This window comes from Bradyrhizobium sp. SEMIA, from assembly GCF_014844175.1.
In the GTDB taxonomy this organism is placed as follows: domain Bacteria; phylum Pseudomonadota; class Alphaproteobacteria; order Rhizobiales; family Xanthobacteraceae; genus Bradyrhizobium; species Bradyrhizobium arachidis.
Window position 1 is genome coordinate 5,602,164 of sequence record NZ_CP046601.1, and the last position, 12,913, is coordinate 5,615,076.

General features: G+C 62.1%; 17 protein-coding genes. All 17 read left to right on the forward strand.

All coding sequences use genetic code 11. The features are described 5' to 3' along the window. Window positions 1-8: 8 nt before the first annotated feature. The 17 genes from FOM02_RS27265 (at window position 9) to FOM02_RS27345 (ending at window position 12,909) form a co-directional block, all read left to right on the forward strand. Window positions 9-1,949, forward strand: a complete 1,941-nt coding sequence (locus FOM02_RS27265; protein WP_265440182.1) for a ParB/RepB/Spo0J family partition protein — start codon at window positions 9-11, stop codon at window positions 1,947-1,949. Further along, window positions 1,949-2,203, forward strand: coding sequence for a hypothetical protein (locus FOM02_RS27270; RefSeq protein ID WP_265440183.1), 255 nt, complete (start codon window positions 1,949-1,951; stop codon window positions 2,201-2,203). The genes FOM02_RS27265 and FOM02_RS27270 overlap by 1 nt, the downstream gene beginning before the upstream one ends. A gap of 1 nt (window position 2,204) precedes the next feature. Next, window positions 2,205-2,471 (forward strand): hypothetical protein, encoded by a 267-nt coding sequence (locus FOM02_RS27275; protein WP_265440184.1) that lies wholly within the window; start codon window positions 2,205-2,207, stop codon window positions 2,469-2,471. 417 nt (window positions 2,472-2,888) lie between these two features. Then, window positions 2,889-4,262 (forward strand): hypothetical protein, encoded by a 1,374-nt coding sequence (locus tag FOM02_RS27280; protein WP_265440185.1) that lies wholly within the window; start codon window positions 2,889-2,891, stop codon window positions 4,260-4,262. A gap of 35 nt (window positions 4,263-4,297) precedes the next feature. Beyond that, window positions 4,298-4,651: a hypothetical protein gene (locus FOM02_RS27285; RefSeq protein WP_265440186.1), complete on the forward strand. Its 354-nt coding sequence runs from the start codon at window positions 4,298-4,300 to the stop codon at window positions 4,649-4,651. Beyond that, complete coding sequence (locus FOM02_RS27290) at window positions 4,648-5,103, forward strand: hypothetical protein (RefSeq protein ID WP_265440187.1); 456 nt, start codon at window positions 4,648-4,650, stop codon at window positions 5,101-5,103. Before FOM02_RS27285 ends, FOM02_RS27290 begins: the two co-directional genes overlap by 4 nt. Before the next feature lie 54 nt (window positions 5,104-5,157). Continuing rightward, window positions 5,158-5,595, forward strand: coding sequence for a hypothetical protein (locus tag FOM02_RS27295; protein ID WP_265440188.1), 438 nt, complete (start codon window positions 5,158-5,160; stop codon window positions 5,593-5,595). Beyond that, complete coding sequence (locus FOM02_RS27300) at window positions 5,592-6,095, forward strand: hypothetical protein (protein ID WP_265440190.1); 504 nt, start codon at window positions 5,592-5,594, stop codon at window positions 6,093-6,095. Before FOM02_RS27295 ends, FOM02_RS27300 begins: the two co-directional genes overlap by 4 nt. Beyond that, on the forward strand, window positions 6,085-6,372 hold the full coding sequence (locus tag FOM02_RS27305; RefSeq protein WP_265440192.1) for a hypothetical protein: 288 nt from the start codon (window positions 6,085-6,087) through the stop codon (window positions 6,370-6,372). The genes FOM02_RS27300 and FOM02_RS27305 overlap by 11 nt, the downstream gene beginning before the upstream one ends. Beyond that, window positions 6,372-6,830, forward strand: coding sequence for a hypothetical protein (locus tag FOM02_RS27310; protein ID WP_265440194.1), 459 nt, complete (start codon window positions 6,372-6,374; stop codon window positions 6,828-6,830). The genes FOM02_RS27305 and FOM02_RS27310 overlap by 1 nt, the downstream gene beginning before the upstream one ends. Beyond that, complete coding sequence (locus tag FOM02_RS27315; protein ID WP_265440196.1) at window positions 6,827-7,111, forward strand: hypothetical protein; 285 nt, start codon at window positions 6,827-6,829, stop codon at window positions 7,109-7,111. The genes FOM02_RS27310 and FOM02_RS27315 overlap by 4 nt, the downstream gene beginning before the upstream one ends. Further along, window positions 7,111-8,313, forward strand: coding sequence for a CHC2 zinc finger domain-containing protein (locus FOM02_RS27320; RefSeq protein ID WP_265440197.1), 1,203 nt, complete (start codon window positions 7,111-7,113; stop codon window positions 8,311-8,313). The genes FOM02_RS27315 and FOM02_RS27320 overlap by 1 nt, the downstream gene beginning before the upstream one ends. Beyond that, a complete protein-coding gene (locus FOM02_RS27325; RefSeq protein WP_265440198.1) occupies window positions 8,310-8,597 on the forward strand; it encodes a hypothetical protein in 288 nt (95 codons plus the stop codon). The genes FOM02_RS27320 and FOM02_RS27325 overlap by 4 nt, the downstream gene beginning before the upstream one ends. Window positions 8,598-8,872: 275 nt before the next feature. Then, window positions 8,873-10,504 carry a DNA primase family protein gene (locus FOM02_RS27330; RefSeq protein WP_265440199.1) on the forward strand — a complete coding sequence of 544 codons (1,632 nt, stop codon included), beginning with the start codon at window positions 8,873-8,875 and terminating at the stop codon, window positions 10,502-10,504. 374 nt (window positions 10,505-10,878) lie between these two features. Then, window positions 10,879-11,571: a transcription termination/antitermination NusG family protein gene (locus tag FOM02_RS27335; protein WP_265440200.1), complete on the forward strand. Its 693-nt coding sequence runs from the start codon at window positions 10,879-10,881 to the stop codon at window positions 11,569-11,571. Window positions 11,572-11,829: 258 nt separating this feature from the next. Next, entirely contained in the window at window positions 11,830-12,261 is a 432-nt protein-coding gene (locus FOM02_RS27340; RefSeq protein WP_265440201.1) for an HNH endonuclease, read from the forward strand. 21 nt (window positions 12,262-12,282) lie between these two features. After that, window positions 12,283-12,909, forward strand: coding sequence for a phage terminase small subunit P27 family (locus FOM02_RS27345; RefSeq protein WP_265440202.1), 627 nt, complete (start codon window positions 12,283-12,285; stop codon window positions 12,907-12,909). Window positions 12,910-12,913: the final 4 nt, after the last annotated feature.

Sequence of the window (12,913 nt, forward strand, 5' to 3'; positions counted from 1 at the left end):
CCACCGCCATGGATATCAAGGTCCCGCTGAAGATGCTCAAGTTCGGCCATGAAGACGGCGAGGGGATCAACGCCCGCGTCGCCGGCCGGGAAGACGGCATCGCCGCGCTTGCGGCCAACATCTTCGCCAACCGCTCCGCCGACAACCCGTCAGGCCTGATCGAGAACCTGGTCGTCAAGGACGCCGGCGAAGGCTTCTATTCAGTCGCCAACGGCAACCGTCGTCTCGCGGCGCTGCGCATGATCGAGGCGGAAGGCTCGGAGCTGCCGATCCCGTGCACTATGCACCAGGTCGACGAGACCAAGGCCTTCGAATATTCGCTGACGACCGCGATCACCGCCGAGCAGCTCCACCCCGTCGACCAATACGAAGCGTTCGCGCGCCTCGAGGAGCACGGCAAGAGCGAGGAGGAGATTGCACAGCAATACGGGCTGACCGACAAGCAGGTGCGCCAGGCGCTTGCGCTTGGGCGGTTGTCGCCGATCATCCGTGACGGCTGGCGCAAGGGCGAGATCAAGGCGGACGTGGCCCAGACGTTCACCATGGCTGGTGATCACAAGAACCAGGATCGACTCTTCAAAAAGCTATCTAAGCAGAACGACCTTGATCGTCACAGCATTCGGGCGGAGCTCGGTGTCAAGGGCAATGAAGATGTCGGCTCGCTGGTGAACTTCGTCGGCGTCGATGCCTATCGAGCGCGGGGTGGTGCCGTGACCGAGGATCTCTTCCGAGAGGAGCACATCGTCTCCGACGACGTGCTGCTCAAGGCCATGGTCGGCGAGCGGCTAACAAAGGAATGCGACCGACTGGTCGTCGAGCAAGGATGGCAATGGGCAGCGGTCGAGGATGATCTTCCGAAGTCCTGGCGCAGCTGGCCGACGGAACGCGTCGACGTAACCAAGGTATTCACTCCGGAGGAGGCCGCTGAGGCCAAGCGCCTTAACAAGCTCGCGGATGATCTGGAGCAGGCCGAGGACTACGATTGGGAGGCGGAGCAGGCGGCCCGCGATCAGCTCGAGCAGTTTGAGGCTTCGGTGATGCCGCGCGCCTTTACTGACAAGCAAAAGGCAAAGCTCGGCTGCATGGTCTCCGTTGATGATGATGGGCGGCTCGAGATCCAGTACGGCATCAAGCGGCCGCCGGCGGCGACGGCATCGGAGGCTGCGGCACGCCCGCCGACGTCCGGCGAAGCGCCGGAGATCAAGACTGCCGCGAAGAAAACGGGCAAGGCGGCTGAGCCTGACCTATCGCAAGCGCTGATCCAGCGGCTTTCGATTCAGCTGACATCCGCGGCTGAGACCGCGCTGATCCAGGATCAGGATCTCGCCATTTCCGTACTTCTGGCGAAGCTGGCCTCGAACATGAACTGCGACGGCATCCGGATCAACGTGACCGGGATGGGAGCGAACAAGCTCGACCTGCTTGGCGCGAAGAAGTTCGCCGACTGTCTCGATCTCGCACGGGCGCTCAAGCCGGCCGAGCGCATCGAATTGCTGGTGCTGGTCGCCGGGGCCGCGCTGGACTTCCAGCGGTTCTCGACCAATGACGACAATCTCCTGAAGGGCAACCCCGGCCTGATCTGCGACGCAATCAAGCCTGCCTCGATGAACGCGGCGCTGCGTGGCGCGTTCGACGCCAAGGACTACTTCGCCAGCATTCCGAAGGCGTTGTGTCTTGCTGCGATCAAGGAGGCCATCGGCGCCGACGTCGCCCGCCAGCAGGAGGGCAAGAAGGGTGCGGAGATCGCGACCTTTGCAATCGCCAACCTGCCGTCGACGGGATGGCTGCCGCCGCAGCTTCGCATAAAGGGCTATGACGGGCCGCCTGCGAAGCTCAAGGCGAGCGCGGCGCCGGCACCGGCGAAAGGGAAGAAGCCGGCCAGGGCGGCGGCGAAGAAACCAGCCAAGAAGGCCGCGAAGACCTCGGCTAAGAAGCGCAAGGCCGCGTGATGCACATCGGACGCATCAAGGACGCCACGCGCGTGATCGGCCAACGGCAGGGCTATATGGGCCTGCCGCTGCGAGACATCACGATCAACTGCACCGTCAATGGACCGGACACGCCGGCCATGGAAACGGCGTGGCTGCCGACCCCTGAGGAGATCGCCGCCATCGTCGCCGGCGCGCCGGTGCTTCTGCGCATTCTGGGCAACCAGCATCCGCCGGTGACGATCTATACCGGCGACATTCCGGAGCAGGACTAGCGTGGCGAGCGAGGCACATGAGGGCGTCGTGTCGTTCGAGCCGCTGGCGCTCGGCCGCGAGGCCGTGCTGCTCGGGAAGGTGAGGGTGGGTGAGATCATTCCACTTGATGGCAGCCGGTACCAGGCCTGCTTCCGCCTGACCTTGCCCGATGCGAGTGCAAGCATCGCCTGGTGGCCTGTGGCCGACATTTCGGCCGCGCGGCGGCTGGTCGCGATCAAGATTGATGACTGGATACAAGCGGCCGGCCTGGTGCCGGCGGGAGGGTGATGTGACATCGATTTTGAAAATGATGAGACGCGCCGCTTTCGCTTACGCCGTGGTCGGCCTGCTCACATGGGCTGACTGGCATTTTGTCTGGCTCAAGAGAACAGAAACCTGGCCGGCGCCATGGGACAGAGCGCATGTCTCGCTGGTGTTTGGCCCGGTCATAGCCGTGACCTGGCCCTGGACCAGATAACCAATGAGCGCACCAAACGACAGCCCGGCCAAGCGCCGGAGAACCATCGTTGAAATAGCGATCATCCTCGCCGTTGGCGCCGGTCTTGGTGGGCTGACTTGGTACATCGTGCCGAGTGACGACGGCCGCGGCCCGCTTCGCGTGTGGGGCGGGCGCAAGCCAACAGCGGATCAATTGTTCGGCTGCAGCACCTGGAAGCAGACGGACCTACCTAGCGGAGAATGCAAATGACCGAGCTGCAGATAGCCCTTACACCAGTTGGTGCAGGCTACAAATATTATCCTCCGTTCATCAATCTGCGCACCTCTGACGGTCTGAATGTCATCGTGACGCTTCGCGGAGACGAAAAGGCCGACTGCACTCCAGGGGCAGAGGCGAGAGCCACGTTTCCTAAGTCTGAGCTTGAAAAATTCCTGAAGCAGGCGGCGGCCACTCTCGCTTCGACAGCGACCGCGAGCCTGTCTGAAGATCAGATTAAACACATGGTGGACCGCTTTTTGGGCTGGCGGCTGCCCGAGGATTTCAGCCCTGACGGCGGCATCACCTTCAAGCGGCTGGAAAATCGCCACCGCCATCCCGAGGCGTCACCGCTCTATCCGATGCCGAGCGGGACAAACCTGTTCGACGCCACGCAGGCTGAAGCGATGGTGCGCCACATGATCGAGGGTTTGCCTTTGCAGTCACCGGCAAGGCTTGCCGCCGCAGACGTTATCGAGCGTGAAGCGCATGAGAACGTCTCAGATCCGGCGGACGATCTAACCGTCCCGCTTGCGATCAGGCTGGCCGAGGTCGGAGTCGAGCGAGACAAGCGGCATCGCGTCGCGATGGAAGCCGGCGCCGTCACTTGTAAGGGCGGCGGCCACATCTATCCGCTCCGCGATTGGGGCAAACAGTTAGAAGCACAGCTCGAGAGATGGCAGCCCTTGTTGGAAAAGTCTAAGCGGGAGCTGCTATTGCTCTGCGAATACGGCTCATTTGCCCATTTCTTGGCTGAGCAGATCGGGGCCGCGCTCGCATCGACGGACAGCCCGGGTGGACAGAACAAAACACCTGCCCAAGATGCGCGAAGCCGAGACCACATCGGGCACACATGCTCCTCGCAATACATCATGCGGGAATTGCCAGACCCAAATTGTCCGGCCTGCAATGACCCGTTGAACGCGCTAGTGGCACGATTTGCGAAGGCCCTTCTCGCGAAGCTAAAGCTTGCCGAGGCGAACGGCCGAAGCGGCTGGGAGCGCGACGATTGGGAGACGCAGTGCCGACAAGGCTTGCTTCACCACGTCGAGAAGGGCGATCCGCGCGACGTTGCGGCCTATTGCGCTTTCATGTGGCACCACGGCTGGGCAACAGCCCCGCGCACAGCGGCAGCGAGCGACAGGCAGCCGCAATACGTGGTGACAGCTGACTGGTCGAAGCTGAAGCCAGGTAGCACGGCGATGGAGCCAACTCTGACCGTAACAGAGGTCAACCCGCCGCTCCCGGCAGCGACCGCAAGCCCAGTCACCGTTGACGATCTGATGGACGTCTATCGTTCGCATTGGTTGGGTCGCGACGTCATGACCGCCATCCTCCAGAAATTCGACGTGAGGCCGAAATGAGCAGTCCTGTTCAACAGTATGAGCGATGCCGGGACATGCTGGCCGACGTGCCCGGTAAGGACGTTGAGGAGAAGCTGACCCATTACATCGGCAGCTACATGGCCCTTCAGATCGAGTTGCAGCAGACCCGCGCACAGGTCGAGAAACTTTCAGCCTGCGCTTCTCAGGTCTCGCCCCTAAGAGAAACGTTGCGCGCGGTCGAGGCTGCCCTGCGAAAGGAAAGCCTGATTGCATCTGAGCGCGTCGCCAATGCCTTGCAGGTCATGCGTTCGCGCCCGGTCGAGGGTGCGGCTGCCAGTCCGAGCATCGAGGAATTGGCGCACCTTCTCGCAATCCCAGCCGGGCGCGCCGAGCACTTCCTCAAATTCTTTGATGTGAGGCGCAAATGAGCGACGCAAGCTGCTGTCGATGCGCGCTTTACGAAGTCAGCGATGGAACCTGTCGCGCCAATCCGCCGGTGCGATTGCCCCGCAAGTTTGAGCCGGAAGCTACCGCTGGCAATCGCGTGCGCGACGAAACCTTGATCTGGGGATGGCCCGCCGTGCATCGCCACGATTGGTGCGGGCATTGGCGCAGCCTGTCTCACCCATCGACAGTTAATCCGTCTGTCGGAGGTGACCATCCCCAGGTCATGACGACCAAGCCCCAGCCCAACACAACGGTTCGCATCGACGCAAAAGGCAGAATGCGCGTTTTCGTCGACGGGAGGATGATCAGCGGCGTGACGTCGCTCAAGGCCGAAGGGTGGCCGGATCCAGTCGTCAAGGTCGAGATCATCGGTCGCTATGTCCGGTTTGAGCAAGACAGCGCGCCGGCGGAGGGTCCGAGGACCGCTCAATGAAGACGCGAGGAATTTCCACACCGCCATCCTCCAAAAATTCGAAGTGAGGCCGAAATGAGCGACGCAGGCTGGCTATTCGCCAAGGAACTTAGCCGCGCCGTCATGACGTTCGGAATGGATCGTGATCAACGCGATCCGCGCGCTCGCCGCATCAGCAACTCGGAGGGAAAAGTGAACAAGCAATACACTACCGAAGAACGCATCAATTTCGCGATCAATACGGCCTCTCCCTTCGGAGAAGCCGGGGCTGTCCGCGAAAACCTCGCCAAGCTCGGCTTCAAGATCGTTGAAGTAAACGACCCGGAGGTGGACCCGGAGCGAGCTGGTTTTGTCGCGGCCCACCCGCATTTGGATTGCAGTGAGGACAAGGACGCTTGGGGCCGCCCAAAGTTCAAGCACTCTCACGTTGATGCGATGTGGTGCGGATGGAAGGCGCGGGCTGAGAGGCTAAAAGCCTCAATGGCGAGATTCTACGGCGAGCCGAAGTCATGAATGAAATTCTGACCAGAACCGCAACGATCGTTCTACCAGACGGGTATGCCACCGCTGAAGAGTTTGCGGAGGACTGCGGCTTTGTACTCTTAGCCTCACTCACCCCGGCAGGATGCTCGGATCAGACCACGATCACGCTTGGCATGATGATCGAGGACAACCGCAGGCTCCAAGCCGAGCTGGAGCAGGCCCGCTTATTGGTCGAGGGATCGGCATGGCGCACCGACTTTGAGAATGCGCCGAGTGAGGCTTACGAGTTCTTCTTGGTGAGGCCGCGCTGTCTTCATCCGGCAAAGGGCAAGCCGTTTCACCCGACTATCGTTCAGCGCATCGATGGCGAGTTCTACACGTCCGACAACGAGTTAGAGCCGATCTATTTCGGCCAAAACGAGGACGACGACCATCCCCTGAAAACCACGCTGGAGTGGAAGCCGCTACCCGCCGACTGGCTGTCGCTCACATCGACGGCGCAAACGCCAGAGGTGAAGCATGAACAATGATCTGCCGCAGCACGCCGCGAACAAAGTCCGCCGCGCGCTTGATGACGTCCACCAGCTCACCGATGACCCCAGCGAGATGATGCGGATATCGATCCTGGCTGCAGGCGTGTGCATCGGACAGGCGGCCGGCTTCATGCGTGGGATGATCGAGAGAGACGGGAAGGATGCCAAGACAGAAGTGATTGTAGACGAGATACTAAAGCTCGTCCGGACGACTGCCGTGAAGGGCGCTGATGCTGCCTGGCGCGAGCTCACTTTGCCTCAGGGCGGATCCTGATGGTCGCCTATTCCTACAAAGGCCGCTTCGTCGCCCCGATCCGCGTTGGCCTCGGTCTGCCCGTCCAGGATGAGCACCGAGAGCTCGGCGGCTACCAGCCCGGCCAGATCATCCGGCCGAAGCGCCAGACCATCCGTGCCAACGGCAAGCGCCGGCACGCGCGACCTGGTGAGACGCTACAGCACTATAACGGCATGCGCACGCCGAAGTGCTTCAAGATCGGCGACGCCAGCTGCAGCGCGGTTAGCAAGATCAGCCTTTGGGTTCACGGCGAACGCGTTCTGATCAACCACATCAGCAACCTGATCGAATATCGCAAGCCTTCCGAACTCGATACGTTCGCTCGCGATGACGGCTTCGACGACTGGGCCGGCATGCGTGCGTTCTGGCTCGAGGAGCACGACGGCAAGCACCTTGGGCCTTTCATCGGGGTCCTGATTCAATGGGAGCCGATGTGAAGCCGCCGGCAAAATCCACGCTCTTCCGGATGCAGCAGACCGCCCAGCTGGCGGCCGAAACCATCGAGATCGCCCAGGATGCGCGGGTGCGCGATGGCGAACTCAAGCAGCCAATGCCCGATCAGGCGCTCAAGCGCGACGATTTTGTCGGCATCGTCCGGCTGATCGACGCCATCCTGTCCGACAAGGTCATCATTGACCGGCTGAAGGATCGGATGAGTGCCCAGACCATCCTTGCGACCGATACCGACGTGGAAGTGGTGCAGGAGAGGTCCTACTGATGGCGCGCATCACCGACGACGAGCTCGACGACATCCGCGCCCGAAACCCGATCGCGGACATCGCGATGGGCTACACCAAGCTGCGTCGATCGGGCGGGAAGTTGCTCGGCCCGTGCCCCATGTGCGGCGGCAAGACGACGTCGGGTCGATTCGAGGTCTTCGAGAAAGACAATAGCTGGGCGTGCTATGCCTACTGCAACACCGGCGGCGATGTAATCAGTCTGGTGCAGCAGGTCGAGGGCTGCGACTTCCGCGCTGCGATCGAGAAGCTCGGCGGCCGCACGGCGATCGACGCGGCCCGCGCCAAGGAGCTGTTCGAGGAGCGCGAGCGCAAGCGCCTGGCGCGTGAGAAGACCTCGGCCGACTACCGCGAGGCCGAGCGCAAGCGGCTGCACCGCACATGGAAACAGACCCAGCCCATCCATGGCACGACGGCGGCGTGGTACCTCGAGGGACGTGGCCTGCAGCTGCCGGAGCATTGCCCGGGCCTTCGGTTTGCGCCGGCCATGCCGTACTGGCACGGCGAGACCGTCGACGATCACGGCCGCAAGGCGGGTCCGCGTAAGATCCACGAAGGCCCGGCGATGGTCGGCGCTTTCATCAGGCCGGACGGGAAGTTCGGCGGGCTGCATCTGACCTGGCTCAACGTCATGACGTCACTGGATGACGTAACGCCGGCGGCGCCTGTGAAGGCCGAGATCCTCGATCCCGACACCGGCGAGGTCCTCAACTCCAAGAAGATGCGTGGCTCAAAGACGGGCGCCTATATCGCTATTGTGATGCACGCCGCGCCGCGGCGCCTGGTGATCGGCGAAGGAATCGAAACTGTGCTCTCGGTCTGGACCGCGATGCACCAGGCCGGCCGCGAGCTCGGCGATATGGCCTTCTGGGCCGCCGGCGATCTCGGCAATCTCGCCGGCCGGGCGAACAAGACGGTCAGCCACCCGACCTTGAGGCGGCCCAACGGTCAGCCTCAGAAGGTACCCGATCGCTTCCCGGATCTCGATGACCCCGGCCTGTCGGTCCCTGATTCTATCGAGGAGCTGATCCTGCTCGGCGACGGCGACAGCGAAAAGGTGCTGACCGAGAACGCCATGGAACGTGCCGCGCGCCGATACGCGCGGGCAGGGCGCGCAATCCGGATTGCGTTCGCGCCGGTGGGGCTGGATTTCAACGATTTGCTTAAGGCCGCTGCTGCATGACCCTCGAGGCCGTCCTCGACCTGGTCGACAACGCCCCCGCGTTCGTCGACGTTGATCCCGCAACCCTCGCGCAGGCCGAGCGCAAGTTCGGACTCGAACAGCTGAACGCCGGCCTGGCGCAGATCCGCGCTGCGGAGGGCGCCGATCGACTGCCGGCGGCGCCGATCGACTGCCGGCGCTGTCGGCAGTCGCCGAGCAGCTCGGCGCGCTCGCGGCCGCCGGCGCGATCGACGCGAGACTCGTCGAGGCATCTCTCAAGGACGCTGCCAACAGCATTGGCCTGATCGGTGATATCGGCGCGAGGGCGGTCAAGAGCGCGATCGCCTCCGGCCTGAAGTTTGGCAAGAAGTCTCCCCGAGATCTGACTGAGGTGCGACGCGCCGCTTCAGCGGCGCTTGGAGCACCTCACATCAATGGGCGCCCGCGAGAGGCGGGCGACCGAACGACCCTGCCGCCGCCTCCGGAGCCGCCCCCGCCATCTTCCCCGGCCGCCTCGCTGCCGTCGTCGCCGGCCGCCCCCGCGCCCCCCGCAGAGGGCGACGAAGACGAACCCTCCCAGATGGGAGATTGGCCGGAGGCTGCTACGCCTGATGGGGGAGCGGGGACGCGCGAGCCCGACGCGGATCCTGATGCACTGCACCAGCGCCTAGCGTTCTATCCCCTGACGGATCTCGGCAATGCCGAACGGTTTCGCGATCGGCAGCGCGGCAAGCTGCTCTTCAACACTGCCCTCGCCACGACGTCGCCGGGACGTCAGCGCGGTTGGCTTGCATGGGATAACAGGCGCTGGTCGAGCGAAAGCGGCGCCGAGCGCGTCATGATCGCCGAACACGAAACCGTTCGAGCCATCCAACTGGAGGCCGAATGCGTGGCGGATAGCGGTCGCAGGGACGTCACTGATCCGGAGGAGGGCGCCTGCGACTTTGTGGTTGAGGTCAAGCGCGACGATAGCGTCGTGCTCTACTCCGAAAAGATCGCGAAATGGGGTCGAACGTCGGAATCGGCGCAGAAGCTCGGCGCGCTGTCCAAGCGCGGCTCTCCGTACCTGTCTGTCGGCATCGGCCAGCTAGATGCCGACCGGATGAAGATCAACGTCAACAACGGCACGTTGATCGTCCGCAAGCGCGATGACGGCGACTACATCCAGTTTGCGCCTCACAATCCAGCTGACATGATAACGAAGGTATCGCCGGTCGATTTCGATCCGTCCGCGACGGCACCCGAATTCCAGAAGTTCCTGGCGCGCGTACAGCCAAAGCCCGAAATGCGGCTGTTCCTGCAACAGTGGTTCGGGCTGTCGCTCACCGGGGACACCTCAGCGCACAAGCTCGCATTCCTGTATGGCAAGGGCCGCAACGGCAAATCCGTGCTGGTCAATGCAGTCTCGCACGTGGCCGGGGATTACGCGCAAAGCGTTCCGATCGAGAGCTTTCTCGACGCCGGCAAACCACGCAATGGCGGCCAGGCGACACCCGACCTTGCAAAGTTGCCGGGTGTTCGTTTGCTGCGGACGTCAGAGCCCGAGAAAAACGCCAGACTTGCTGAGGCACTGATCAAGCTCGTCACCGGCGGCGAACCAATGGACGCGCGGCACCTGCAGGGGGACATGTTTACCTTCGTGCCGGAGTTCAAACTTACCATCCAGGGCAACTACAAGCCCGTGCTGTCCGGAACTGACGAGGGCATCAAGAGCCGATTGCTGCTCGTCCCATTCAACGTCACCATTCCAAAGGAAGAGCGCGACACCAAGCTTGCCGAGAAGCTCAAGGCCGAGGCAAGCGGCATTCTGAACTGGATGCTCGATGGGCTGCGGTCATGGCTCGATAACGGCCTGACCGAGCCGGAAGAGGTGACGACTGCGACGGCCAAGTACTTCGCCACGTCGGATGTCCTCGGACGCTTTCTCGAAAATTGCACCAGCAGAGAGCCGGGTCATCGCGTCCAGTCGTCGGTGCTGCACCAGCTCTATGAAGCGTGGTGCAAATCATCCGGCGAGACGTCGTGGAAGAACAAAGGTTTCTCCATGGCGATGGAGGAGCGCGGCTATGAGCGCAAGCAGAGCGACGTCATGTGGTGGCTCGACATCAAGATGACCAAGTCCGTGAACGACTTCGTCGATGCGCAAGGCAACCCAATTCGAGTGTCAGGTGGTGATGATGACAACGAAAACGCTGGCGATGTTGAAATCTGATCCTCCCACCCTCCCGAAACGGGAAGATTTGATTCGGCCCTAAGATGTTGGATTTGTTGAAGATGGGAGGATGCGGGTAAATCGGGAGCGTTTCCACGCATACACGCGTGCAGGCGTGCGCGCGCGAGGCGGGCCAAAAGACAAGCACCGATGTCTCTATGTATGCGTGGTGATCCTCCCAATCCTCCCATCCTCCCAAAATGAAAGCAAAAACCTCATGACACCAATAATTTAAGAATGGCCGGGAGGATTTAGCGGGGCTCTGGGCAAGCTCCCGATGATCCTCCCGGAGAAACTGTACTCGATCGGTACAGTTTCCGGACGTCAGACGGCCAGCAAATCGACAGGGAAAATCGAGATGTTGGAGCTATCGAATGAAACCGATCGCGCAAGCGTTCGAAAACCTGTCGCCTGATGTGCGTGCTGAACTGCTGCGGCCTGTGCAGACCTATGACCCACGCAATGCGGAGATCGTTGAGGGAGCTAGGCCACGCTGGCATCTGGTCGAGGTATACGAACCTGCTCAACGCGATGTGCAGAAGGTGATGATCGAGCGCCGCTTCGGGATCTTCGTGCCCGAGAGCGAAGTTGTGGAGGTGAGGCGTGGTCGTAAGGTGACGCAGCGATCGCTGATTTTCCCAGGTTATATTTTCGTATTCGTGTGGGATATCGACCGGCATTGGTCACGCATCGCGGAAATCCCGGGCGTGTCGCAGATCATGGCGTCCAAGCCGGATATGGCGCTGTTGCAGCTTTGCGGACGAACTGTTGACGAAATTGCCGTCGGGATTGGTGTGTCGCGTGAGCGCGCGGCCCTACTGCAGCGGCGCGCTCATTTCGCCGCACGAGGGCGTGCGATCGTTGTCGGCGATGACCTTATCGACCAAATCCGCGCGGTCGAGAATGGTGAGTGTCGGCTGCCTGCAAAGAAGCGGACGCGCGGCAAGCGGCAACAGGACGACGAAGTCGTCGCAACATACTCGTGGTCTGCGTTTCCAGACCGGCTACTAGATCTTGACTCTGAGAAGCGGAATCAGACATTGCGGAAAGCCTTGGGCCTCTCCTAGTACCTGCCGGCAACGGAGGTGTGGAACGGAGATGGTGGATGAAGCGCAGAATGCTCGGTAAAACCGGGATCGCGCGGGAAAAGCGAAGCTATGCCAGGCCACTGAAGCCCCGAGGCGGAAACGCCCGGGGCTTTCGTGTTTGCATAGGTTGTGCGGTTGCGCGCCTGTGCGTTGCCGCTGCCCTCCTTGGGCGTTTCCTCCCTAGACTTGGGCCGCTTGCTTCATCGTAAGCGGCCCGATCTTTCTTCAGTAGGCAGGATGCCCGTCAAGCCGCCCACCTTCAGGCCTCAAGGCCAACGCAGCCGTCGGCAAGCCAATGTCGAGTACGATGCCAAGCGCGGCAGTGCCAGGCAACGTGGCTATAGTCCGAGGTGGGACAAGGCAGCCTATGTCTACAAGGGCCTGCATCCGTTCTGCGTAGGGTGCAAGGCGGTCGGGAGGCTGGTTGCGAGCGAGGTGGTCGACCACATCATCCCCCATAAAGGGGATCAAAAACTGATGTGGGACGAGCAGAATTGGCAACCTGCTTGCCGCTTCCATCATGACGTCGTGAAGCAGAAACTCGAGGTCATGTTCGCCCAAGGCGACGTCAGTGCCGCCGATCTACACCTCAACAGCGCGATTGCCGTCGAATTGACGCGCGATTTGGTGCCTGAGCTGCGACACCCCCCGGGGGTCCAAAATCCCTGAGGGCTCGCCTTCCCGGACCGGTTGGTCAACAACCCGCAATTTTTCGCGGGTTTCTGGAGAGATTTTTTTATGGGCCGTCGAGGACCAAAGCCGCAGCCGGCGGGCGTCAAGGATCAGAAAGCGCCGGTTCGTTCGCGGCAGCACAAGACCCTGGCCGCCGCGCAGCCTGTCGCGCCGATTCCCGGCGCGAGTGATGCGCCGAAGTGGTTGAAAGGCGACGGCCTCAAGATCTTCCAGCGCATGGCGCCGATGCTGCGCGGCATGAAGCTTCTGACCGATGCCGACGTGCCCGCCTTCGCGCGCTACTGCACGCACTACGCTCGCTGGCTCGACCTTCAGAAGCGATTGAAGAAGGGCGGCGATATCTATGAGATCGAAACCGCGTCGGGGAAGGTCTTGCGGGCCCATCCCGCATTCACGATGGCCGATCGGCTCGACCGCATGATGCTTGCCTTCGAGGATCGCTTCGGCCTCAACCCGGCAGAGCGTCAGCGCATCATGATGGCGCGCGCCAACACCGGCGCCCACGATCTGTTTGGTGCAGCCGCGCCGACGGCGAAGGAGTCCGAGCCTCGGGAGGGCGATCCCGCCGCGGACGCCGCGCCGCCAGTTGAGCCGAGCGAGGGGCCGATTGGCCTACTGAACTAATCGC

What these genes read in the sequence shown, in the direction of transcription:
- FOM02_RS27335 (WP_265440200.1), top strand. Translation starts at nt 10,879, where the DNA reads ATGAAACCGATCGCGCAAGCGTTCGAAAACCTGTCGCCTGATGTGCGT.
- FOM02_RS27295 (WP_265440188.1), top strand. Translation starts at nt 5,158, where the DNA reads ATGAGCGACGCAGGCTGGCTATTCGCCAAGGAACTTAGCCGCGCCGTC.
- FOM02_RS27325 (WP_265440198.1), top strand. Translation starts at nt 8,310, where the DNA reads ATGACCCTCGAGGCCGTCCTCGACCTGGTCGACAACGCCCCCGCGTTC.
- FOM02_RS27330 (WP_265440199.1), top strand. Translation starts at nt 8,873, where the DNA reads ATGGGAGATTGGCCGGAGGCTGCTACGCCTGATGGGGGAGCGGGGACG.
- FOM02_RS27305 (WP_265440192.1), top strand. Translation starts at nt 6,085, where the DNA reads ATGAACAATGATCTGCCGCAGCACGCCGCGAACAAAGTCCGCCGCGCG.
- FOM02_RS27310 (WP_265440194.1), top strand. Translation starts at nt 6,372, where the DNA reads ATGGTCGCCTATTCCTACAAAGGCCGCTTCGTCGCCCCGATCCGCGTT.
- FOM02_RS27320 (WP_265440197.1), top strand. Translation starts at nt 7,111, where the DNA reads ATGGCGCGCATCACCGACGACGAGCTCGACGACATCCGCGCCCGAAAC.
- FOM02_RS27290 (WP_265440187.1), top strand. Translation starts at nt 4,648, where the DNA reads ATGAGCGACGCAAGCTGCTGTCGATGCGCGCTTTACGAAGTCAGCGAT.
- FOM02_RS27340 (WP_265440201.1), top strand. Translation starts at nt 11,830, where the DNA reads ATGCCCGTCAAGCCGCCCACCTTCAGGCCTCAAGGCCAACGCAGCCGT.
- FOM02_RS27300 (WP_265440190.1), top strand. Translation starts at nt 5,592, where the DNA reads ATGAATGAAATTCTGACCAGAACCGCAACGATCGTTCTACCAGACGGG.
- FOM02_RS27270 (WP_265440183.1), top strand. Translation starts at nt 1,949, where the DNA reads ATGCACATCGGACGCATCAAGGACGCCACGCGCGTGATCGGCCAACGG.
- FOM02_RS27265 (WP_265440182.1), top strand. Translation starts at nt 9, where the DNA reads ATGGATATCAAGGTCCCGCTGAAGATGCTCAAGTTCGGCCATGAAGAC.
- FOM02_RS27280 (WP_265440185.1), top strand. Translation starts at nt 2,889, where the DNA reads ATGACCGAGCTGCAGATAGCCCTTACACCAGTTGGTGCAGGCTACAAA.
- FOM02_RS27285 (WP_265440186.1), top strand. Translation starts at nt 4,298, where the DNA reads ATGCTGGCCGACGTGCCCGGTAAGGACGTTGAGGAGAAGCTGACCCAT.